Source organism: Candidatus Rhodobacter oscarellae (assembly GCF_001078595.1).
Classification (GTDB): Bacteria; Pseudomonadota; Alphaproteobacteria; order Rhodobacterales; family Rhodobacteraceae; genus Rhodobacter_B; species Rhodobacter_B oscarellae.
Window position 1 is genome coordinate 1,881,089 of the sequence record NZ_LFTY01000002.1, and the last position, 22,640, is coordinate 1,903,728.

The following is a 22,640-nucleotide window of genomic DNA, read 5'->3' on the forward strand; positions in this document are numbered from 1 at the left end:
CGCCGTGCCATGCTGCCGCGTTCACGACGGCTCCAGCGTGCCCCCCAGGGCCACAATCAACTGCCGTGCGCGCAGGCGCAAGCCCTCGGTCGCCTCGATGTCGCTGACCAGCGCCTGCAGGCGCGTGATCGCCGCGGCGCTGTCGCCCTTCTGAACCTCGGCGATGGCGATCTGCTCCTCGGCCAGGGTGCGAAAGGCGCCGCCGGGGCGCGTCAGGTTGGCCAGGGCCGAGATGCGCGCGTCCGGCTCGGTGCTGCCCGCCGTCAGGATGGCGTGCTTGAGCGTCGCCAGGTCGCGGTACAGCTGCGCGTGGGAGGCGTCGTTGATGATGGCCTCCAGCGCGGCGGCGGCGGCGGCGGGATCGTCGGCCGCCAGCGCCTCGGAGGCCGCCAGCATGGACACGATCGGGGCCGCGGCATCCGCGTCTTCGACGCCTTGCAGGATGTCCAAACGCGCGGCGCCGGCCTCGGCCTCTAGCGCTGCCAGGATGGCATCGCCGCGCGCCTGCGCGGCCGCCCGGTCCTGCGCCTTGCGGTACTCGTTATAGGCCGCCCCTGCGACCAGCACCACGACGGCCAAGATGGCGATCCAGCCGTAGCGCCGCATATAACCGAACAGGCGCTCGCGGCGCACCTCTTCGCTGACTTCTTCGATAAAGCTGTCGGTCTCGCTCAACGACATTCTCCGAGCTGGGTTTTCACCCTCTTACACGCAAGCAATTCCCCTTGCCAAGGGCGGGCCTGGCCTGCGGCAAGCCGTGCCTTGCGGCCAATTTCAGAAAAGTTTAAACTGAACTGAACAGTTTAGCGTATTGCAGCGTGAGTTTTCCGGCTATTGCCCCTTGTGACTGAGGAGTAAGCGCATATGTCCGCCGGATAGATTTACGCTACGTCCCAGAACGGGTTGAGAGGTCCAGGATGCGGTTTTTCTCGATTATGACGGCGGTGCTGGTCTCTGCCACCCTGTATTTGATGGTGTTCGAACGCGAGGCCGTGGTGGCCTTTGCCGCGGGCGGGGACCCCACCGAGACCCCCGAGGCCGCACCAGAGCCCCCTGCGGTGGACCGCGTGTCGGTCGTCGCCATCCAATCCAACGCCGAGACCATCGAGCAGGTCGTGCTTGTGCGCGGCCAGACCGAGGCCGCGCGCCAGGTCGACGTGCTTGCCGAGACCAGCGGCACGGTGATCTCCGAGCCCCTGCGCAAGGGCGCCACCGTGGCCGCCGGCGACCTGTTGTGCTCGATTGACCCCGGAACAAGCCAGGTTTCCCTGGCCGAGGCCACGGCCCGGCTTGGCGAGGCAAAGTCGCGCCTGCCCGAGGCCCGCGCGCGTTTAGCCGAGGCGCTGGCCACCCTGCCCGCCGCCGAGGCCCGCGTGGCCGAGGCCCGCGCCCGCGTCCCCGAGGCTCGCGCGCGTTTGAGCGAGGCAAAGGCGAACGTGCCCGCCGCCCAGGCCCGCCTGGCCGAGGCCATGGCCGGTATCCCCACCGCCGAGGCCCGCCTTTTAGAGGCCCGCGCGCAGATCCCAACCGCTGAGGCTGGCCTGACAGAGGCGATGGCCCGCATCCCAACATCCGAGGCGCGCCTGGTCGAGGCCGAGGCTTCGATTCCAACCGCCAAGGCCCGCCTGACCGAGGCGCTGGCGCAGATCCCCGCCGCCGAGGCCCGCCTGTCCGAGGCGGGCTCTTCGATCCCAACCGCCGAGGCGCGGCTCAGCGAATCGCGCGCTCAGATCCCCGCGGCAGAGGCCCGCCTGCGCGAAGCAATGGCGTCGATCCCCACCGCCGAGGCCCGGCTTGCCGAGGCGCTGGCGAACGTCCCTGCCGCCGAGGCGCGCCTGGTAGAGGCGCGGGCCGCGATCCCAACCGCGGTCGCGCGCCGCGCCGAGGCGCTGGCCCAAATCCCCGCCGCCGAGGCGCGTCTGGCCGAGGCCGTGGCCTCCGTCCCCGCCGCCGAAGCCGCGTTGGAAGAAGCCAAGGCGCGGCTGCCGGAAGCCGAGGCGCGAGTGCTCGAGGCCGAGGCCCGCCTGAACGAGGCCCGCATCAATGCGAATGCCGCGACAAGACTGGCCGAGGGCGGCTTTGCCGCCGAGACCCGCGTTGCCAGCGCCGAGGCCAGCCTGCAATCCGCGGTCGCTGGGGTTCAGGCCTCCAAGACCGGGCTAGAGAGCGCCCGCGCCGGGGTCCAAACCGCCATGTCCCGCGTTGAGAGCGCCAAGGCCAGCGTCCAGACCGCCAAGGGCCAGATTGAGAGCGCCAAGGCAGGCGTCGTCAACGCCGACGGCCAGGTCGAAAGCGCCAAGGCCAGCGTGGAGGCCGCCAAGGGCCAGCTTGAAAGCGCCAAGGCCTCTGTTGTGAACGCGCGCGGCTCGGTCGAAAGCGCCAAGGCCGCCGTGCAGACCGCCAAAGGCCAGGTCGAAAGCGCCAAGGCCGCGGTGATCAGCGCCCAGGGTTCGGTGGAAAGCGCCAAGGCCTCTGTTGAGACCGCCAAGGGCCAGATCGAGAGCGCCAAGGCCACCGTGGTCGCCGCGCGCGGCCAGGTCGAGGGCGCCAAGGCCGTGGTGCAGGCCGCCAAGGGCGACGTGGAAAGCGCCAAGGCCGCCGTGCAATCCGCCAAGGGCCAGCTTGAGGGCGCCAAGGCCGCCGTGCAATCCGCCATCGGTCAGGTCGAAAGCGCCAAGGCCGCCGTAGAAAGCGCCAAGAGCCAGGTCGAGACCGCCAAGGCCGGCATCGAGGCCGCCAAATCCGGCGTCGAGAGCGCCGATGCGGGCGTGATCTCGGCGCTCAGCCAGATCGAGACCGCGAATGCGGGCATCGAGGCCGCCAAATCCGGCGTCGAGGGCGCCCAGGCCGGGATCCAGTCGGCGAATGCGGGCGTGGCCTCTGCCGAGGTGGATATCGAGCGGCTCGAGGTGCGGGCCCCCTTCGCGGGCCTGCTGGAATCGGACACCGCCGAGCTTGGCGCGCTGCTGCAGCCCGGCGGGCTCTGCGCCACGATCATCCAGCTCGACCCGATCAAGCTGGTGGGCTTTGTGCCCGAGACCCAGGTGGACAGCGTCAAGCTGGGCGCGCTTGCGGGCGCGCGGCTGGCCTCTGGCAGCGAGGTCGTGGGCCAGGTGACGTTCCTGTCGCGCGCCGCCGACCAGGCCACGCGCACCTTCCGCGTTGAGGTGACCGTGCCGAATGATGACTTCTCGATCCGCGACGGCCAGACCGCCGAGATCGTGATCCAATCCGAGGGCAAGCTGGCGCATCTGGTGCCGCAATCGGCGCTGACGCTGAATGATGCGGGCGCGCTTGGCGTGCGCACGGTCGAGGACAAGGACATCACCGGCTTTGCCACGGTGGAGATCCTGCGCGACGCCCCGGAGGGGCTCTATGTAAGTGGTTTGGCCCAGGCGGCGAGCATCATCGTGGTGGGCCAGGAATACGTGACGGAGGGCGTCGCCATAACGCCCACCTATAGGGAGGGGGCCAGCCGATGAACGGCCTCGTCGATTGGGCCGGCGGGCGTGCCCGCATGGTCATCGCGTTCATCCTGCTGTCGCTGGCGGCGGGGGTGTTCTCCTACACGGTGCTGCCCAAAGAGGGCGAGCCGGATATCGACATCCCGGCGCTGGTGGTCTCGCTGCCCTTCCCCGGCATCTCTGCCGAGGATAGCGAGAAGCTCTTGGTCAAGCCGATGGAGACCGAGCTTGCCGACCTAGACGGGCTCGACAAGATGACGGCCACCGCGGTGGAGGGCTATGCCAATATCGTGCTGGAGTTCGAGTTCGGCTGGGACAAGCAGGCCACCATCGCCGAGGTCCGCGACCGGATGAGCAAGGCCGAGGCCGAGTTCCCGGAAGGGGCCGAGCAATACACCATTGACGAGATCAACTTTTCCGAGTTCCCGATCATCATCGTGAACCTCTCTGGCGCGCTGCCAGAGCGCACTTTGCTGAACGTCGCCAAGGACTTGCAGGACAGACTTGAGAGCCTGGATCCGGTGCTGGAGGCCGCGCTGACCGGCCAGCGCGATGAGATGCTAGAGGTGGTGATCGACCCGCTGCGGCTGGAGGCTTACAACGTCACCGCCGGTGACCTGATCAACGTGGTGGTGAACAACAACCAGCTGATCGCGGCGGGCGAGGTCGACAGTGCCTCGGGTGCGTTCTCGGTCAAGATCCCGTCCAGCTTTGACGAGCCGCAGGACGTCTACAACCTGCCCGTCAAGGTCAACGGCGACAGCGTGGTGACCCTGGGCGATCTGGCCGATATCCGCCTGACCTTCGAGGACCGCGTCGGCACGGCGCGCTTTAACGGCGAGAAAACCGTGGCGCTGCAGGTGGTCAAGCGCAAGGGCTTCAACATCATTGACACCTCGACCCTGGTGCAGGCCGAGGTCGAGGCCGAGCGCGCCTCTTGGCCCATAGAGCTGCAGCAGGCCATCACCGTGGGCACGTCGAACGACCAGTCCATCACCGTGGGCTCGATGGTCAGCCAGCTTGAGGGCTCGGTGCTGACCGCGATTGCGCTGGTGATGATCGTGGTCCTGGCCGCCCTTGGCACGCGCTCGGCACTGCTGGTGGGCTTCGCGATCCCGACCTCTTTCATGCTGTGTTTCGCCTTCCTGGCCGTGATGGGCGTGGCGATCAGCAACATCGTGATGTTCGGGCTGATCCTGGCGGTGGGCATGCTGGTGGACGGCGCCATCGTGGTGGTGGAATACGCCGACCGGCGCATCCGCGAGGGCTCTGGCCCGATGACCGCTTATCTGGAGGCGGCCAAGCGGATGTTCTGGCCCATTGTGTCCTCCACGGCGACGACGCTTTGTGCCTTCCTGCCGATGCTGTTCTGGCCGGGCGTGCCGGGCGAATTCATGGGCATGCTGCCGGTGACGCTGATCTTCGTGCTCTCGGCCTCGCTGATCGTGGCGCTGATCTACCTGCCGGTGATGGGCGGGGTCGCGGGCCGGATGAGCCGCGCGTTCGAGAACGCCTCGCAATGGCTGCGGCGGAGCTGCTCCTGGGTGGTCCGCGCCTTGCTGGTGCCGATCAGCTGGGCGGTGATGTATGTCGGGGCGATCGCGCTCCTGCGCGGCGCGACGATGTCCGAGATGCTGGTGGCCGCGCTGATCTTCTTGACGGGCGCGATCCTGGCCTCGATCACGCTGGGCTCGGTGAAGATCGAGCGCGAGGCCAAGACGATCAAATCCGGCTACCGCCGCAAGCCCTTCGGCTATTTCATCAAGTTCATCGCGGGCAACCCGATCATGCCGGTGGTGTCGATCATCGGCGTGGGCTTTGTGGTCGTCGCGACGTTCAGCCTGTTCTCCGAGAATAACTATGGCGTGGAGTTCTTTGTCTCCACCGAGCCAGAGCAGGGCATCGTCTTTGTGCAGGCCCGCGGCAACCTCTCGATTGCCGAGAAGGACGCGCTGGTGAACCAGGCCGAGCAGGCGATCCTGGGCATCACGGGCATCGACAACGCCTTTGCCTTTGCGGGCGCGGGCGGGCTGAACGCCAATACCGGCGGCGCCTCGGGGCCCTTGGACACGATCGGGCAGATCCAGCTGGAGCTGGTGCGCTGGGAGGACCGCCCCCGCGTCGTGCAACAGACGCGCCTCTTGGGGCTGATCCCCTTCGAGGTCGAAGAGATCGACCCCGAGTATAGCGGTAACTTCGTGCTCGAGCAGATACAGGCGCAGCTCGACCAGATCCCCGGCATCCAGACAGAGATCCTCAATCTCGGCGTCGGCCCGGCCTCGGCCAAGCCGGTGCATCTGCGGCTGAAGGGCGACGATTGGGGCGATCTGCGCGCCGCGGCGGACATCGCGCGCGCGCGCTTCGACGCGACGCCAGGCCTGGTGGATGTCGAGGACAGCACCCCCCTGCCCGGCATCGACTGGGAGATCAACGTCGATGTCGAAAAGGCCGGGCGCTACGGCGCCGACGTGGCCATCGTGGGCGGCATGGTGCAGCTTGTGACGCGCGGGCTTCTCTTGGACACCTACACGCCGATCAACTCTGACGACGAGATCGAGATCCGCGTGCGCCTGCCAGAGCAGGACCGCGTGCTGGCCACGCTGGACACCCTCAAGGTACGCACCGACGACGGGCTGATCCCGATGTCCAACTTCATCTCGCGCAAGCCTGTGGCCAAGTTCGGCAATATCAGCCGGATCGGGCAGAAGCGCTTCTATGACGTGAAGGCCGGCGTGGGCGACAATCTGGTGAAGGCGGTCTATGACACCGAGGCCGATGCCGACGGGAACTCCGACACCGTCGCCGTGGCCGTTCTAGAGCAGCTCACCGACGAGCAGATCGACGCGGGCGAGACCGGCAATTACGAGATCGTGGGCAACGAGGGCCAGTTCCGGTTGGTCACCGAGACCGCCTCTGCGCCAAACGGCGCCGAGCTGCGCACGGTGGTCATCAACCCGAATGAACGCATCGAGGTGCTGACGGCATGGCTTGAGGCCGAAGAAAGCCCCCTGCCCGCCTCCATCGAATACGAATGGACCGGCGACGCCGAGGACGAGGCCGAAAGCCAGGCCTTCCTGGGCCGCGCCTTCATCGGCGCGCTGGGGTTGATGTTCATCATCCTGCTGGCGCAGTTCAACTCGTTCTACAACTCGGTGCTGGTGCTGCTGGCGGTGGTGCTGTCAACCACCGGAGTGCTGATCGGCATGATGGTGATGCAGCAACCCTTCTCGATCATCATGACCGGCACAGGGATCGTCGCGCTCGCGGGGATCGTGGTGAACAACAACATTGTGCTGATCGACACCTACCAGGAATACTCCAAATACATGCCGCGGATCGAGGCGATCATCCGCACCGCAGAGGTGCGCATCCGCCCGGTCCTGCTGACCACGATCACCACCATGGCGGGTCTGGCGCCGATGATGTTCGGCCTCTCGGTGGATTTCATCGGCGGCGGCTACTCGATCGACTCGCCCACCGCGCTCTGGTGGAAATCGCTGGCCACGGCGGTGGTGTTCGGCCTGGGCGTGGCCACGGTGCTGACGCTGATCTTCACGCCGTCGATGCTGGCCTTGCGGGTCTGGTTCGGGGCCGCGGCCTATGGCGCGGTGCGCACCGGCACGCGGCTTGTGATGCCAAAATCCAGCCGTATCGGGCAGGACCACGCGCTGGGGCGCGAGGCTAAGCGCGTCAATTCGCCAGAGCTGATCTGGGGGTTTGGCGAGGCCATCAACGCGTCAGAGGCGGGCCCTGTGGGCGAAGAGTTCCTCGAAGATGAGCCCGCCCTTGCCGGTGATTCGAATGCCGAAGACGAAAGCGACGAAGCGCTGTTAAAGCGCTTGGCGATGCGCGCCGCGGAGTAACGCGGCGCCTATCGACCAACTTCGGCGCTTTCTGGCACGGAACCGCGCCTGTTCGCTGCCTTATAGCGCACTCCTAAGGACCTGAATCGCTGCATCTGGCGGCGGGCCTCAAGGGTCAAAAACTTGGCATTGGCCCGGCATCTTTGGTTAATGGCCCGACGCAATCGGTGCCAGATACACGACAATTCCGCAATTCACCCGCTTTATTGCCCGAATTTGAAACCAATTGTTCGAAAAATATCAGCAGAAGGCTGACCAACCCGGCATCAGGTCCGCGTTGGTCCGGGAAAAATGGCAGTATATCAGGTACTTCTGTTCGAACTATCGAACCTCAGCACTGTGCCGAACGAAGACGGCACGTTTCTGTCAAATCTGAACCCCGATGACACGCTGATATGGCTCGGCGGCGGCGGCAGTCAGATCGTGAACATCAACGACCCAACGGATGCGGATTGGGACGAGGCCGAGGGCGACCAGGTCCTGGACGCCGGCGTGACCTTTGGCGGCACAACCTACGCCGCGGGCACGCCCCTCACGCCGAACTACACCATCACCTTCGAGGATGGCGAAGGCGTCACCTACGTCATGTCGGGCGTGATCTTTAGCAACAACCTCAACCCATCGACGACGCAGGCTGTCGTATGGCAGGGCAACATCCCGCCGCCGGGCACCGAGCTGACCGTTATCTCCGAGAGCAACCCAACCCGGGCCAATGCGCTGGACTACACGACCTTCGTAACGTGTTTTGAATCCGGCGTGCCGATCGACACCGAGTTCGGTCCGATCCCGGCGGGCGAGGTCGAGATCGGCATGCGCCTGCCCACGGTCGACGGCGCGCTGCGCGAGGTGCTTTGGACGTCGCAACGGCGGGTTTGCCGGCAGATGCTAGAGACCTTCCCGCGCATGCAACCGGTCCTGATCCCAGCCGGCAGCCTTGGCCCCGGCGTGCCGCTTCGGTCGCTGCTGCTCAGCCCCGACCACCGGGTGATGCTGAACTCGCGCATCGCGCTGCGCCGCTTTGGCACGCCGAACGTGATGGTCGCGGCCCGGTTCCTGGTGGGCCTGCCCGGCATCCGCCACGTGATACCAGAGCACTCGGTGGAATATGTGCATTTCCTGCTGGCAGAGCATTCGGCGATTTCCGCCTGCGGCCTGCAAAGCGAAAGCCTCTATCTGGGCAAGATGACCCTGCGCAGCCTCAGCCCGATGAAGCGCCGCGCCTTGACCAAGGCGACCGAGCGGCATGGGCTTGAATGGGCCACGTCGCGGTTCCGCTTCCTAAAGCGGCGCGAGGCCGAGGCGCTGATCGCCACGCATACTAAGAATGGGCGCCCATTGGTGGAGCCCGCCGCAAGCGGGTTGGACCTAAAGGTCGCCTAGGCGCAGCGGCTGGCTATTCCGCCGCGACCCGTGCCTTGGCGGTCTCAAGCATCGGCTTGAGGTAGCGTCCGGTATGGCTGGCGGGGTTCTCGGCGACCTGCTCGGGCGTGCCCTCGGCCACGATCTGCCCGCCGCCGTCACCGCCCTCGGGGCCGATATCGATGATCCAGTCGGCGGTCTTAATCACATCCAGGTTATGCTCGATCACGATCACGGTGTTGCCCTGCTCGACCAGCTCGTGCAGCACCTCCAGAAGCTTGCGCACGTCCTCGAAATGCAGCCCCGTGGTGGGCTCGTCGAGGATGTACAATGTCCGCCCGGTGGAGCGTTTCGACAGCTCCTTTGACAGCTTCACCCGCTGCGCCTCTCCGCCTGACAGGGTCGTGGCCTGCTGGCCGACCTTGATATAGCCCAGCCCGACCCGGTGCAGCGCCTCCATCTTGTCGCGGATCGACGGCACCGCCTTGAAGAAGCTGCGCGCGTCCTCGACGGTCATGTCCAGCACGTCGGCGATGGAGTGCCCCTTGAACTTCACCTCCAGCGTCTCGCGGTTATAGCGCTTGCCCTGGCAGGTCTCGCAGGTGACGTAGACGTCGGGCAGGAAATGCATCTCGATCTTGATCACGCCGTCGCCCTGGCAGGCCTCGCAGCGCCCGCCCTTGACGTTGAAGCTGAAGCGCCCGGGCTTGTAGCCGCGGGTCTTGGCCTCGGGCAGACCGGCGAACCAGTCGCGGATCGGCGTGAAGGCCCCGGTATAGGTGGCCGGGTTCGAGCGCGGCGTGCGCCCGATGGGGCGCTGGTCGATGTCGATGACCTTGTCAAGATGCTCCAGCCCCTTGATGGTCTCGCAGGGCGCGGGCGTCTGGCGCGCGCCGTTCAGGCGCATGCTGGCGGTCTTGAACAGCGTCTCGATGGTCAGCGTGGACTTGCCGCCGCCGCTGACGCCGGTGACGCAGACGAACTTGCCCAGCGGGAAGTCCACGGTGACGTCCCGCAGGTTGTTGCCGGTGGCGCCCACCACCTTGAGCTTCTTCTTGTTGCCCTTGCGCCGGGTGGCGGGCACGGCGATCTCGCGCGCGCCGGTCAGGTAGGCGCCGGTGACGCTGTCGGGATGGGCGGCGATCTCGGCGGGCGTGCCATGGGCCACGATCTGGCCGCCATGCACCCCCGCGCCGGGGCCGATGTCAAAGACGTAATCCGCCTCGCGGATCGCCTCCTCGTCATGCTCGACCACGATCACGGTGTTGCCCTGGTCGCGCAGGTTCTTCAGCGTGCCAAGCAGGCGGTCATTGTCGCGCTGGTGCAGCCCGATGGAGGGCTCGTCCAGCACATAAAGCACGCCGGTCAGCCCGCTGCCGATCTGGCTGGCCAGGCGGATGCGCTGGCTCTCGCCGCCGCTCAAGGTCCCGGCATTGCGGGACAAAGTCAGGTATTCAAGCCCCACATTATTCAGAAAGCCCAGCCGCTCGCGGATCTCCTTGAGGATCGCGCGGGCGATCTCGTTCTTCTGCTTGGTCAGGCTGGCGGGCACCTTCTCGCACCAGTCATACGCCTCGCGGATCGACATCTGCACGACCTGGCCGACATGCAAGAGCTGCTCTGGCGGGCCGATCTTGACCGCCAGCGCCTCTTCGCGCAGGCGATACCCGTCGCAGGCCCCGCAATGGCGGTTGTTCTGGTAGCGCTCGAACTCCTCGCGGATCCAGTTGCTGTCGGTCTCGCGATAGCGCCGCTCCATGTTCGGGATCACGCCCTCAAACGGCCGCGAGACCTGATAGACCCGCCCGCCCTCGTCATAGCGGAACTGGATCTCCTCGTCGCCCGAGCCATAAAGGAAGACCTGCTGCACATGGGCCGGCAGGTCCTTCCATTTGAGGTTCTTGTCGAACTCGTAATTGCGGGCGATGCTTTCGATGGTCTGCAGGAAATAGGGCGACTTGCCCTTGCGCCAGGGGGCCAGCGCGCCATTGGCCAGCGTGATCCCCTGGTCGGGCACCACCAGGCGCTCGTCAAAGAACAGCTCGACCCCCAGCCCGTCGCATTCCGGGCAGGCGCCAAAGGGGGCGTTAAAAGAGAACAGCCGCGGCTCGATCTCGGGGATGGTGAAGCCGCTGACCGGGCAGGCGAAATTCTCAGAGAAGGTTATCCGCTCCGGCTCTGCATCCTTCGGCGCGGTTTCCAGAATGGCGATCCCATCGGCCAGGTCCAAGGCGGTGCGTAGGCTGTCGGCCAGGCGCGTTTCGATCCCCTCCTTCACCACCAGCCGGTCGACCACCACGTCGATGTCATGGCGGAACTTCTTGTCCAGCTTCGGCGGGTCGTCCAGGTCATGGAACGCGCCGTCCACCTTCACCCGCTGGAAGCCCTGCTTGCGCAGCTCCAGGAACTCCTTGCGGTACTCGCCCTTGCGGTCGCGCACGATGGGCGCCAGCAGATAGCCGCGCGTGCCCTCCTCCATCTCCATGATCCGGTCGACCATGTCCTGGACCTGCTGCGCCTCGATGGGCTGGCCCGTGGTGGGGCTGTAGGGCGTGCCGACCCGCGCGAAGAGCAGGCGCATATAATCGTAGATCTCGGTCACCGTGCCGACGGTGGAGCGCGGGTTCTTGCTGGTGGTCTTCTGCTCGATGGAGATCGCGGGCGACAGCCCCGAGATGTGATCCACATCCGGCTTTTCCATCATATCCAGGAACTGCCGCGCATAGGCGCTGAGCGATTCCACATAGCGCCGCTGCCCCTCGGCATAGATCGTGTCGAAGGCCAGCGAGGATTTCCCCGAGCCCGAAAGCCCGGTGATCACCACCAGCTCATCGCGCGGGATATCCACATCGATGCCCTTGAGGTTATGCTCGCGCGCACCGCGCACCTCGATCTTTTTTAACTCAGGCATGGGAACTCCCAGATGGACCCTGAAAGAGATAACTCTGCGGGCGCGAAACACAATGGCACAATAGGAACATTACCAGAACATTGACCGCCCGTCACCGGGAAATCGGCAAGTTTTCTGTGGATAATTTCTGGAGGCCTTTGGGGGCCCTCACAAAGGCCCAAGTTCCGCCGCCGCGTCCTGTGTGACGCCACGCAGCCAAGCGTTCCACGTTGATCGGTTCGCGACCGCTGTGCAGTGCAAATGCATGTGGAGCCTAGCCTTAAGCTCCAGCGGCATCGCCGCCGCCGTCAGCGGCGCGGAGACCTAAGCCGCGCCAGCACCATATGCGCCCCCGCGCCGCACAAAAGCATCGCAAGCACCGCGCTCATAAAGCCCGCATAGCCCGCAACGGCAATGACACCCAACACCACCGGCGTGCCGATTGTGTTGCCCAGGTTGCCCATCTGCGCCAGCCCGCCATTGGCCAGCGCCCGGTCCTCGGTCCGGGCGTTAAGCTGCGGCACCGCGGCAAAGCTCGCCCCCTGCACCAGCCCAAGCGACGCCCCCAAACCCATCGCCGCCCAGGGCGCGCCGGGCCAGACCAGCAACGCCATCACGCAGCCCGCGCTGGCCAGGAACCCCGCCACGACCACCGACACCGCGCTGAGGCGGCGCAGCGCCCAGGCCCCCAGCGTCAGCGAGGACACAATCGACAAAAGCGGCATCGCCCCGATGGTCAGCGCCCGCCACTCCGGCGCCAGGTAGGGCGGCACCAGCGTCAGCGTGCTGACGAAGCAGAACGTGTAGAACAGCCAGCCCGCCGCCGGGGCGCCGATGCTTGGCGAGCGATAGATCTGGCCATGCGCGCGGGCAAGCTCGGCGACGCTCACCCCCCGCGGCGCCTGCACCACCGTGGGCAGCACGAACCACAAGAGCCCCGCCATCAGCCACATGTAAAGCCCATGCGCCGCCATCAGCGCGCCCAGCCCATGGGCTTGGGCCAAGGGCAGCCCGCCCCAGACCAGCACCGCGAAGGCCACCCCAAAGAAGCTGCCCCAAAGCGTCAGCGCCCGGCCCTGGTCGCGCGGCGCGGTCACCTCGGCGATCAGCGTGGGCGCGGCCACCACCATCGCCAGATGGGTCGCGCCTTCCAGAAGGCGCAGCCCCAGGAACACCGGCAGGGGCGGCCAGAGCGCCTGCAGCATCGACAGCGCCCCGCCGCCGATCAGCCCCGCCAGCAGCGCGCGGCGAAAGCCCACCCGCGCCACCAACAGCCCGGCGGCCACGCCCAGCAGGATGCCGACGAAGCCCACCAGCGACACCGCGAAACCCAGCGCCGCGCCCGCGCTCGGGTAGACCTCTGGCAGGCGGCCAAAGATCACGCTGATCTTGCCGTATTGCGCGGCCATGCCCAGCCCCGCGGCCCAGATCAACCAGACCAGGCGCCAATCCGTGTTCTCTCGCTGCGTCATGGGCGGACCGTCTGCCCTGGTCGCGGCAAGGTCAAGCGCATGCGGCTTGCGCGGGCGGGAAAGATCTGAACATCTGTTCAAAAAGCAAGGAGCAGGCCCGCATGCAACTCTCGGCACTTCTGGACACGGCCCGCATCCTGGCGGCGCGCGCCATTCGGCTGGACCTGCACGGCATAAGGCGGCTGGCGCGGGTCAACACGCTGTTTGACCCCGGCAAGATCGTCTGGAACTTCTCCAATCTCGACAAGCTCTTCAACACGCTCCCCTTCCCGCGCGCCGAGCCCAGCCCCCTGCCCGAGGCCTTCGGCCGGATCCCGCAGCACTTCACGATCAGCGACCAGCCGCGCAGCCTGGGCGATCACATCAGGGACCGCAATCTTAAGTCGCTGATCGTGCTCAAGGACGGCGCGATCCGGCACGAGGCCTATTTCCAGGGCACCCGGCCCAGCGACCCGAATATCTCGTGGTCGATGAATAAGTCCGTGCTGTCGATCCTTCTGGGCGCGCTGATCGACAAGGGGCTGATCGCGCCAGAGGCGTTGGAGCATTCCGTCTCCGACCACGTCCCCGGCCTGCAGGGCAGCGGCTATGACGGCGTGACGCTGCGCCAGGTGCTGAACATGACCAGCGGGGTGGCGTTCAACGAGGACTACATGGATTACCATTCCGACATCAACCGGCTGGGGCGGGTGATCGGGGTGGGCGGCTCGATCGACGGGTTTGCGGCCACGCTGGGGCGGCGCTGGCAGCCCGGCACCTACTCGCATTACGTCTCGGTGGACACGCATGTGATCGGCATGACGATCCGAGCGCTGACGGGCGCGCGGATGATGGACCTTCTGTCAGAGCATATTATCCACCCCATCGGGTTCGAGCATCCTGGCTTCATGCTCTGCGATGACCATGACGAGCCCTTCGTGCTGGGCGGGCTGAACCTATCGGCGCGGGACTACGCGCGCATCGGGCAGATGATGCTGCAAGAGGGCGCGTGGAACGGCAACCAGGTGGTGTCGGCGGGCTGGGTGGCGCGCAGCACCGCGCAATCCGCGCCGCCGCCCGACCCTGAAACCGCGGCCACGCCGAATGGCGCGCTGGGATATGGGATGCAGTGGTGGCTGCCCCCCAGCGCTGTTGCGGGCGAGTTCTTCGCCATTGGCATCTATGGGCAGTATATCTACATCAACCGCCCGGCTCGGGTCGTCATCGTGCAGACCGCCGCCGACACGGGGTTCCGCGCGGGCGACGGCCAGGTGAATATCGAAACGCTGGAGCTGTTCCGGCAGCTCGCGCGCGGCATCACCTGACGGTTCTTTTTTGCGTCACGATGCGCCCAACCCCGCCCGCGCGGAGCCGGAGGCGAGCACGGGGCAAAAGAGCGCGCCGAAGGCGCTCCTTTTAACAGCGTTTGCTTAACCGGCGCCCTCGGTGACAAAGACCTGCGTGATCCGCCCGCCCTGCCCGAACACCCGGACATAGACATAGCGCGCAATGCCGCGCGCCAGATCGTTGGGGATATACTGAAAGCCGCGCTGCACCACGCAGCGCCCCGAGATGGCCGCACGGGCCTCCCGGCTGGAAAAGATCGGGTCCCAATCGTCGATGTCATCCGCCAGCCCAAAGCGGTGAAAATTCGCCCGATCCTGCTGCACGATGGCGCATAAATCGGTCAGCCGGACCCCGCGCGAGTTGCGCATATCGGTGGGGCTCAGCAAGGCGTAGTATTCGGTCAGGACCTGCTGAGCAGCGGCCGGGCCAGAGAGTGTCAGCGCAACGCAGATGACAAAAATTCGGATCATATCAATTCCTCCATTCAATCTATGAAATTCTAGACCGGTCGGGGCCGCGCTTTCAATGCGCGCCTGCGCTCTTGGCCGTTTGAAGGGCGAAAAATTGGCCAACCGGTTGGCCCCACGCTCCGCGCCACAGGCCTAACCTGGGGCCTAAACCGGGGCCTGACCCGGGGCCTGGCCCGGTGCCTCAGCGCTGACATTGGGCCGGCAGGCACCGCGCCTACGCCCTGCGCGCGCTCTGTTAACCACGCCCATATCGGGCACCCTGCCCGACGGAAGTCCGACACTATGCCGACAAAAGTCCGACACCTGAATCAGCAATAAAATAAGGGGTTAACCTCTGATTCGCGCCTGAGAGGGGACTCGCGCCATTAAGGTATGGTTAACCCCCGCCGCGCCAAGCCTAGATGTGGACCACCCGGTCGAAGGCATCCAGCACGCTCTCATGCATCATCTCGCTGAGCGTCGGGTGCGGGAAAACCGTCTCCATCAGGTCCTCCTCGGTGGTCTCCAGCTGGCGACCCACCACATAGCCCTGGATCAGCTCGGTCACCTCGGCGCCTATCATATGCGCGCCCAAAAGCTCGCCGGTCTTGGCGTCAAACACCGTCTTGACCATGCCCTCGGGCTCGCCCAGCGCGATGGCCTTGCCGTTGCCAATAAAGGGAAAACGCCCGACCTTGACGTCATAGCCCTTCTCCTTGGCGGCGGCCTCGGTGAAGCCCACAGAGGCGACCTGGGGGTGGCAATAGGTGCAGCCGGCGATGCTCTCTGGCTTGACGGGATGCACGTTGTTCTTGCCCGCGATCAGCTCGGCCACCATGACCCCCTCATGGCTGGCCTTATGCGCCAGCCAGGGCGCGCCCGCGATGTCGCCAATGGCATAGAGCCCCTCGACCCCGGTGCGGCAATAGGCGTCCGTTACCACATGGGTGCGGTCGATCTTGGCGCCCAGGGCCTCCAGGCCCAGCCCCTCGGTATTGCCGACGATGCCCACCGCAGAGATCACCGTGTCGAACTCCATCTTCTCGGTCTTGCCACCGGTCTCGATATGGGCGGTGACCTTGCCTTTCGCGCGGTCGAGCTGCTTGACCATGGATTTCTCCATGATCTTCATGCCCTGCTTGGTAAAGGCCTTCTTGGCGAAGGCGCTGATCTCGGCATCCTCCACCGGCAGCACCCGGTCCATCACCTCGACCACGGTCGTGTCGGCGCCCAAGGTGTTGTAGAAGCTGGCGAATTCGATCCCGATGGCGCCAGAGCCGATCACCAACAGCTTGCCAGGCATGCGCGTTGGGGTCAGCGCGTGCTTGTAGGTCCAGACCAGATCGCCGTCGGCCTCCAGCCCCGGAAGCTCGCGCGCCCGGGCGCCGGTGGCCAGCACGATGGCCTGGGCGGTTAGCTCTTCAGAGCCCTTGTCGGTCTTGACCAAGACCTTGCCCTTGGCGGGCAGCGACGCCTCGCCCATGAAGGTCGTGACTTTGTTCTTTTTCATCAGATGCGCCACGCCGCCATTCAGCTGCTTGGCCACCGAGCGCGACCGCGCCACCACCGCGTCCAGGTCATAGCCGATACCGTCGGCCTTCAGCCCGAACTCCTTGGCGCGGTGCATCAGGTGGAACACCTCGGACGAGCGCAGCATGGCCTTGGTCGGGATGCAGCCCCAGTTCAGGCAGATGCCGCCCATATGCTCGCGCTCGACGATGGCAACGCTCAGCCCTAGCTGCGCGCCCCGGATCGCAGCCACATAGCCCCCGGGGCCTGCGCCGATCACGATCATATCGAATTTCTTGGCGGCCATGGTATCCTCCCAATCTCACACGATCCAAACTAGTTTAACGTTAAACTATATCCACGCCGCGCTCAACGGCACTAGGCGAATTGCCGCAATGCGTATACCGCATGGCTTTTCTTTGCCGTTCCGCCCCGTCGGCGCGTGACCCAGCCTAACCCTTGTGCTAGGGCCTGACCAACCTTTTTCGCCTCAAGATCAAACGTGTTGGTATGCCACTAAAAGACAAGCGCCGCGCCGACACCCCTCAGGTCGTTCTGGTGACCGCCGCCAGAAACGAAGCCGCCTACCTGCCCGAATGGATATTTCATCACCTGTATTTCGGGGTTTCGCGGATCGAGCTCCACATAAACCGCTCCCAGGACCAGTCCGAGGAGATCGCGCGCACCATCGCGAGCCACGTCCCAGAGCTGACCGTATACAACGCGGACGCAATTGACCGTCAGCATCGCGTTGGTTTTGATATCCAACTCGCGATCTTGAAAGCCGCCCGCAAGCGGATTGCGCGCAAAGCTAAGCGCGGCGATTACACGATGTTCTTGGATGTGGACGAGTTTTGGGTCCCAACAGACATAGAGACGCCCATTCAACAGGTCATCGCCGCCGCCGGGCACCCCGCAATTGCGGCATTCGGCTGGCTTAACCTGATCAGCGACCTGGAGCCCTTCGCGGCCACGCTTTGCCCTGAACTGGTTGGATATCCAGACCGTCTCGTAAAATCAGCCTTCCGTTCGAAGATCACAGTCAAGGACTTCAACCCCCATGGGGTCAGACCGCTCTGGCCGTTTACGAAAATTTGGAACGGCAATGGCCGGAAACTGACTTGGCGCCAGCCCTTCCGCGCCGACGATTTTTTTCTCAGCTAGACCCTGCCTTTATTGCGCACCGCATGTTTCGGAGCCAGGCCGAATACTTGGCCATCCTGGATCGCGGTCGCCCCTCGGACCTGCGCGCGACATTCAAGACCAACCGAGTCGGCTACCAGCTGCCCAAGATGAGATTCACCAACACGTTTCAGCCGCCCGCGCCGGCGTTGGACCGCTATAGGGCCGCATACGCGGAATTCCTGGAGAAGGTCGGCGTCTCGGACATGGTCGCGCAGGCGCAAAACGGCGTCCTAGACCGCGCGCGGCGCGTGCTTGACACGTATAATGGGATGTCGCCCGAAGAGCGCGAGCAGTGGCCCCAGACCTTTCGCCAGCTCGACTTTAAGGCGCTTCAAAAGACGCTGTCCAAGCAGCCCCAAGCCTAAGGCGTTCTTATGCCGCGCGAACGATCTCTAGCGCCTTACGGTAGCCGCCATCCGCCAGAAACTCCGTTTCCGGTCCGGTGTTCGACCGCCCCAGGGCCTCGTTGCGCGCCGGAAAGCGACCGAATAGCCGGATCTCTTCGCGATGCGCCCGCGCGTGCTCTAGGTTGGCCGCGCCGCCATCCGGCATCCGCTCTTTCATCAGCCGCACGCAGCGCTCTTGGTCGCTGAGGCATTCCGAATGCATCAAGGGCATGTAAAAGAACTGCCGCGCCATCCCGTCGATCTGCATGTCCCAGCCGCGATAGATCGCCGCCTTCGCCGCCGCGCGGGCCACCTTGTCGCTGGCAAAGGCCTTGCCCGTGCCGCGGAACATATTGCGCGAGAACTGATCGGTCAGCACGATATAGGCCAGCGTCCCGGTCGGGTATGTCAGCCAAAGCGAATTGGCCCCCGTCATGACGCGGTTCCAATCGTCCTCGAACCTGTCGCAAATTTCGGCGTCGAGCGCGTCGCCACCCTTGTACCATCCGGCCTCGCCAATCTCGTCGAGCCAGAAATTTAGTATCTCGTCAGGGCCTGCCATACCCTTATCTCCTCACCCACATTGTCGCCGTGCCCCATCGGAAACACGGCCCGAACCCCAGGGCTAGGGCCAGCGTTACATTATTTTTACATCCAGACAAGTCACTGATTCGATACTTGATCCGAAGTGTTGTCCACATCCTCCGCCTGGTCGATGGCCCATTCCTGCGCCGCCCCCACCGCAACAGGGGACGCCGTGGGCATGACCGACACATAGGCGCTGGTCTCGTCGACCGGGGTCGCCGCACGCTGCGTCATCCGGTAAAGCGAGTAGCTGGCGATCGAGAACATCAAGATCGCGATGAAAAGCCAGAACCCATGCGGCCCGATCACCCCCATCAACCAGCCCGTGATCACCGGCCCGGTGATCGCCCCCAGCCCGTTGATGAACACCAGCCCGCCCGAGGCCGCCGCCATGTCATCCGGGTCCAGGTAGTCGTTCAGATAGGCCAGCAGCAGCGAATACAGCGGGTTCGCCGTCGCCCCCATCAAGAACCCAAGCGTCAAAAGCAGCGGGAATGACGTGCCGCTGACAAAGCCCACCGTCGCGGCCAGCCCGCCCAACAGCCCCATGCCAAAGATCAACTGCCGCCGGTCCATGCGGTCGCTCAACCACCCGATTGGATACTGCATCACCATCGGCCCAAAGAAGATCACCGCGATGAAGGTCGAGACCTGCCCCACGCTCAGCCCGATCATCGACGCATAGACCGAGCCCATCCCAAACAGCGCCGCAAAGATGCCCCCCAGCAGCACCATCGACACAAAGCTGAGCGGCGAGGCCGCGAACAGCTCGCGCAGCGACATCCGGTGCGTGTTGTCAAAGGCCGGCGTGGGCGAGACCGACAAAAGGATCGGCGCAAAGCTGATCGAGACCAGCACCGACGGGATGATGAACAAGACAAAACCCGAGGGGTCGCCATAGCCCAGAATGACCTGGCCCGACACGATCCCCAGCATCTGCACGACCATATAGGCCGACAGCGTCTGGCCCCGGGTCTCATTGGTCGCGGCGTTGTTCAGCCAGCTCTCCGCCGTGACATAGACGCCCGAAAAGCCGAACCCGATGATCACCCGCAGCGCCGTCCAGAACCACGGATCCGCCACCACCGGGAACATCACCAACGCCGCCGAGATGAACGAGGCCAGCGCCGCAAAAACCCGCACATGGCCCACGCGCCGGATCAGCTCTGGCGTCAGGCGCGAGCCAAAAAGGAATCCCGCGAAATAGGCCGAGGTGATGATGGACAGCTCGAAGGTCGAGAAATTCTCCATCGCGCCGCGCACGCCCATCAGCGTCGCCTGCACCCCGTTGCCAACCATCAGCAACCCCATGCCCAGGAGCAGCGCCCAGGAATTGCCCAAGACCTTTAGCATCGCCGCATCTCCTTGCGGGTGTTTTTTTACTCTAGTGAACTGGATCCGCGACGAGCGCTATCAATTGCGCGACTCAACCGTGTCGCTTCAACGCCCCCGGTAGCAAAAGTGATGCGTCCCCGTAAGAGAAAAAGCGATACCGCTCGGCGATGGCATGGGCGTAGATGGCAAGCATCCGCTCACGCCCCATCAGCGCCGAGACCAGCATCAAGAGCGTGGATTTGGGCAGGTGGAAATTCGTCATCAACGCGTCCGCGGCATTGAACTGATAGCCGGGCCGGATGAAGATATCCGTGTCCCCCATCCAGGGCCGCACGGTGCCGTTCGAACGGGCCGCGGTCTCGATCAGCCGCAACGCGGTGGTGCCCACGGGGATGATCCGCCCGCCCTGGGCGCGGGTCTCGTTGATCTCTTGCGCCGCGGCCTCGCTGATCTCGCCCCATTCGGCGTGCATCTTGTGATCGGTCACGTCGTCGGACTTCACCGGCAGGAAGGTGCCGGCGCCGACATGCAGCGTCACATGGGTAAAGCTGACGCCGCGGGCGGCGATCTCAGCCAGCAGCGCGTCGTCGAAATGCAGCGACGCGGTCGGCGCCGCGACCGCGCCGGTCTTTTCGGCCCAGACGGTTTGGTAATCGTGCCTGTCGGCCTCATCCGCGGCCCGCTTGGCGGCGATGTAAGGCGGCAAGGGCATCGCGCCCGCCTTGGCAAGTGCGGCGTCAAACGCCGCGCCCGTAAGATTGAACGAAAGCTCCGCGATGCCATCCATGCGCCGCAGCAGCTTGGCATGCAGATCGGCGCCGAAATCGATGATCTCGCCGTCGCGCACCTTCTTGAGCGGCTTGAGCAGCGCGCGCCAATGGCCGCCGGCTGTGGGCTCTATTAGGGTGGCCTCGATCCTGGCCGACACCGCCCCTTGCGCGCTATCGCGGTGGCGCGCGCCGGTCAGCCGGGCGGGCAGCACCTTGGTGTTGTTCAGGACCAGGCGGTCGCCCGGCAGCAGGAACTGCGGCAGCGCCGAGACGCGGCTGTCCTGCAGCGCGCTGGGACCCGCGACCAAAAGACGTGCCGAGCTGCGCGGGCGGGCGGGCCGCGTCGCGATCAGGTCCTCAGGCAGGTCAAAGTCGAATTCCGAGAGCTTCATGCGCGCTCTCTAGAACAATTCAAGACAGGCCGGAAGCAGCGGCAAGAAAAAGTCGCATGTCCCACGCCGAGTGAGCGGCTCTAGCCCTTGCAGCCTTGCAGATCGACGCCCCGACCCGCGGCCAGAACGGTGATGCGGACCTGGCTGCGATCCAAGGAAAAGGGGCGATTATTGGCCGGGACCATCTCGGTCGTCGCGGTCAGGATCCCGCCGTCCCGGCTGGTCTGCGCCTCGGCGATCCAAATCGTCTGGTCGGGCAGCTCAAACACCGTCACCTCGCCGGGGCCAAGCGCCGGCATCTGCACCGAGGCGGTCACCCGCAGACCGTCCTCGATTGCGTCGATCCGGCAGCGCACCTGCACCGCGCCCGCCTCGCGCGCGGTCTCGGGGCGGGCGTTCAGCGCCGCGCGGATGCGCGCGTCGCTGGCGCCCGCGCCCTCTAGGTCCGCCGCGATGCGCATGTTCACCGGGATGCAGACATCCTCGCAGACGCCGATCTCGACATCCGCGCGCAGCGCAATCGCCTGCCCCGCGCGCTTTGGCGTCAGCTCAATCGGCAGCACCGGCTCGCGCGCGTAGCCCACCGAGCGCATGCCGTTCTGCTCGAACACATCCGGCGCCGGCCAGAAGAACCGCACCGAGGCGAGGTTCTCAGAGCCCGCCCAGTCAAAGCGCGGCGGGATACCCGCCTCGCCCGGCGCCCGCCAATAGGTCTTCCAGCCAGGCGCCAGGGTGATCCGCAGCGCCGTCATGCGCGTGCCGTCCTTGGTGCGCCACCCCGGCAGGATCTCGAAATCCGCGACATCGTCAACAGTCATGCCATGGTATCCGGCCTGAACCGGTGGGGCGATCAGCAGCAGGATGGCGAGCACGGTGGAGAGGAGAGTTTTCATATGCTTCCTTTTAACGAGCCCGCCATAAAGCGGAAATCACAAACCAGCGATGCACGAACCCGTGTGGTAAATCGCACACCGCGTGCAACGGCGCGATTCCTCCGTTACGTTAGGGCCATGTCCGAGTGTTCCGATTCCGTCGATCTTAGTGGCCACCTGCTGGTGGCGATGCCCGGTATGGGCGACCCGCGCTTTGAAAAGAGCGTGATCTATTTATGCGCGCATTCCGAGGACGGCGCGATGGGGCTGATCATCAACAAGCCCGCCCCGGGGCTGAAGATGACCGACCTGCTCAAGCAGCTCAAGATCCCGCGCGGCGACAAGGAGCGCGAGACGATGGTCCATTACGGCGGGCCGGTAGAGCATGGGCGCGGCTTTGTGCTGCATTCAAACGACTACCGCACCGACGACAACACGCTGCGCATCGACGCGCGCTTTGGCATGACCGCCACGCTGGACATCCTAGAGGACATGGCGAAAGGCGGCGGGCCAGAGCGGCGCATCCTGGCGCTTGGCTACGCCGGCTGGGGGCCGGGTCAGCTAGAGGACGAGATCCACAGCAATGGCTGGCTGACATGCGAGGCCAGCCCCGAGATCGTCTTCGGCGATGATGATAACGGCAAATGGGTTGCCGCCCTGGGCTCTATGGGGATCGACCCGCTGCTGTTGAGCGCCGAGGCCGGGCGCGCATAGCCCAAACAGCGGGCCCGCTTCCGATACGTTTGTTTCCCGGCGTCCCAGCACGGACCTACACGCCCAGAA

16 protein-coding genes are annotated in these 22,640 nt (G+C 65.2%); 7 read left to right on the plus strand and 9 right to left on the minus strand.

Annotated features, from left to right (window positions below; genetic code table 11):
• Positions 1 to 21: 21 nt before the first annotated feature.
• Entirely contained in the window at positions 22 to 675 is a 654-nt protein-coding gene (locus AIOL_RS13945) for a tetratricopeptide repeat protein (RefSeq protein WP_049645453.1), read from the minus strand.
• Between the two features lie 242 nt (positions 676 to 917).
• Between AIOL_RS13945 and AIOL_RS25945 the strand changes: the two genes are divergently transcribed.
• The 3 genes from AIOL_RS25945 (at position 918) to AIOL_RS13960 (ending at position 8,707) form a co-directional block, all read left to right on the plus strand.
• Positions 918 to 3,482 (plus strand): efflux RND transporter periplasmic adaptor subunit, encoded by a 2,565-nt coding sequence (locus AIOL_RS25945; protein WP_049643540.1) that lies wholly within the window; start codon positions 918 to 920, stop codon positions 3,480 to 3,482.
• Positions 3,479 to 7,327, plus strand: coding sequence for an efflux RND transporter permease subunit (locus tag AIOL_RS13955; RefSeq protein ID WP_082152590.1), 3,849 nt, complete (start codon positions 3,479 to 3,481; stop codon positions 7,325 to 7,327). Before AIOL_RS25945 ends, AIOL_RS13955 begins: the two co-directional genes overlap by 4 nt.
• 291 nt (positions 7,328 to 7,618) lie before the next feature.
• Positions 7,619 to 8,707: a Hint domain-containing protein gene (locus AIOL_RS13960; protein WP_082152591.1), complete on the plus strand. Its 1,089-nt coding sequence runs from the start codon at positions 7,619 to 7,621 to the stop codon at positions 8,705 to 8,707.
• Positions 8,708 to 8,720: 13 nt separating this feature from the next.
• Here AIOL_RS13960 and uvrA read toward each other — a convergent pair whose 3' ends face one another.
• Entirely contained in the window at positions 8,721 to 11,597 is a 2,877-nt protein-coding gene (gene uvrA, locus AIOL_RS13965) for an excinuclease ABC subunit UvrA (protein WP_049643542.1), read from the minus strand.
• A gap of 287 nt (positions 11,598 to 11,884) precedes the next feature.
• Complete coding sequence (locus tag AIOL_RS13970; RefSeq protein WP_049643543.1) at positions 11,885 to 13,048, minus strand: MFS transporter; 1,164 nt, start codon at positions 13,046 to 13,048, stop codon at positions 11,885 to 11,887.
• 101 nt (positions 13,049 to 13,149) lie between these two features.
• On the opposite strand from AIOL_RS13970, the gene AIOL_RS13975 reads away from it, so the two are divergent.
• A complete protein-coding gene (locus AIOL_RS13975) occupies positions 13,150 to 14,352 on the plus strand; it encodes a serine hydrolase domain-containing protein (RefSeq protein ID WP_049643544.1) in 1,203 nt (400 codons plus the stop codon).
• A gap of 105 nt (positions 14,353 to 14,457) precedes the next feature.
• On the opposite strand, the gene AIOL_RS13980 is transcribed toward AIOL_RS13975, so the two are convergent.
• Together AIOL_RS13980 and lpdA are read right to left on the minus strand one after the other, a co-directional pair.
• Positions 14,458 to 14,844, minus strand: a complete 387-nt coding sequence (locus tag AIOL_RS13980) for a hypothetical protein (RefSeq protein ID WP_049643545.1) — start codon at positions 14,842 to 14,844, stop codon at positions 14,458 to 14,460.
• Positions 14,845 to 15,241: 397 nt separating this feature from the next.
• Positions 15,242 to 16,639, minus strand: a complete 1,398-nt coding sequence (gene lpdA / locus AIOL_RS13985; protein WP_049643546.1) for a dihydrolipoyl dehydrogenase — start codon at positions 16,637 to 16,639, stop codon at positions 15,242 to 15,244.
• A gap of 203 nt (positions 16,640 to 16,842) precedes the next feature.
• Here lpdA and AIOL_RS13990 point away from each other — a divergent pair, with 203 nt between their 5' ends.
• Both AIOL_RS13990 and AIOL_RS13995 read left to right on the plus strand, forming a co-directional pair.
• Positions 16,843 to 17,496, plus strand: coding sequence for a glycosyltransferase family 2 protein (locus AIOL_RS13990; protein WP_049643547.1), 654 nt, complete (start codon positions 16,843 to 16,845; stop codon positions 17,494 to 17,496).
• A gap of 23 nt (positions 17,497 to 17,519) precedes the next feature.
• Positions 17,520 to 17,882: a hypothetical protein gene (locus AIOL_RS13995; RefSeq protein ID WP_049643548.1), complete on the plus strand. Its 363-nt coding sequence runs from the start codon at positions 17,520 to 17,522 to the stop codon at positions 17,880 to 17,882.
• 7 nt (positions 17,883 to 17,889) lie between these two features.
• Here the strand turns inward: AIOL_RS13995 and AIOL_RS14000 are convergent, their stop codons facing one another.
• The 4 genes from AIOL_RS14000 to AIOL_RS14015 form a co-directional block, all read right to left on the minus strand.
• Positions 17,890 to 18,465: a DUF924 family protein gene (locus AIOL_RS14000; RefSeq protein WP_049643549.1), complete on the minus strand. Its 576-nt coding sequence runs from the start codon at positions 18,463 to 18,465 to the stop codon at positions 17,890 to 17,892.
• A gap of 101 nt (positions 18,466 to 18,566) precedes the next feature.
• A complete protein-coding gene (locus tag AIOL_RS14005) occupies positions 18,567 to 19,841 on the minus strand; it encodes an MFS transporter (protein WP_049643550.1) in 1,275 nt (424 codons plus the stop codon).
• A gap of 73 nt (positions 19,842 to 19,914) precedes the next feature.
• Positions 19,915 to 20,985 (minus strand): tRNA preQ1(34) S-adenosylmethionine ribosyltransferase-isomerase QueA, encoded by a 1,071-nt coding sequence (gene queA / locus AIOL_RS14010; RefSeq protein ID WP_049643551.1) that lies wholly within the window; start codon positions 20,983 to 20,985, stop codon positions 19,915 to 19,917.
• A gap of 80 nt (positions 20,986 to 21,065) precedes the next feature.
• Complete coding sequence (locus AIOL_RS14015; RefSeq protein WP_053101285.1) at positions 21,066 to 21,878, minus strand: protein-disulfide reductase DsbD domain-containing protein; 813 nt, start codon at positions 21,876 to 21,878, stop codon at positions 21,066 to 21,068.
• Between the two features lie 117 nt (positions 21,879 to 21,995).
• On the opposite strand from AIOL_RS14015, the gene AIOL_RS14020 reads away from it, so the two are divergent.
• Entirely contained in the window at positions 21,996 to 22,571 is a 576-nt protein-coding gene (locus AIOL_RS14020; RefSeq protein ID WP_049643552.1) for a YqgE/AlgH family protein, read from the plus strand.
• The last annotated feature ends 69 nt before the right edge of the window (positions 22,572 to 22,640 follow it).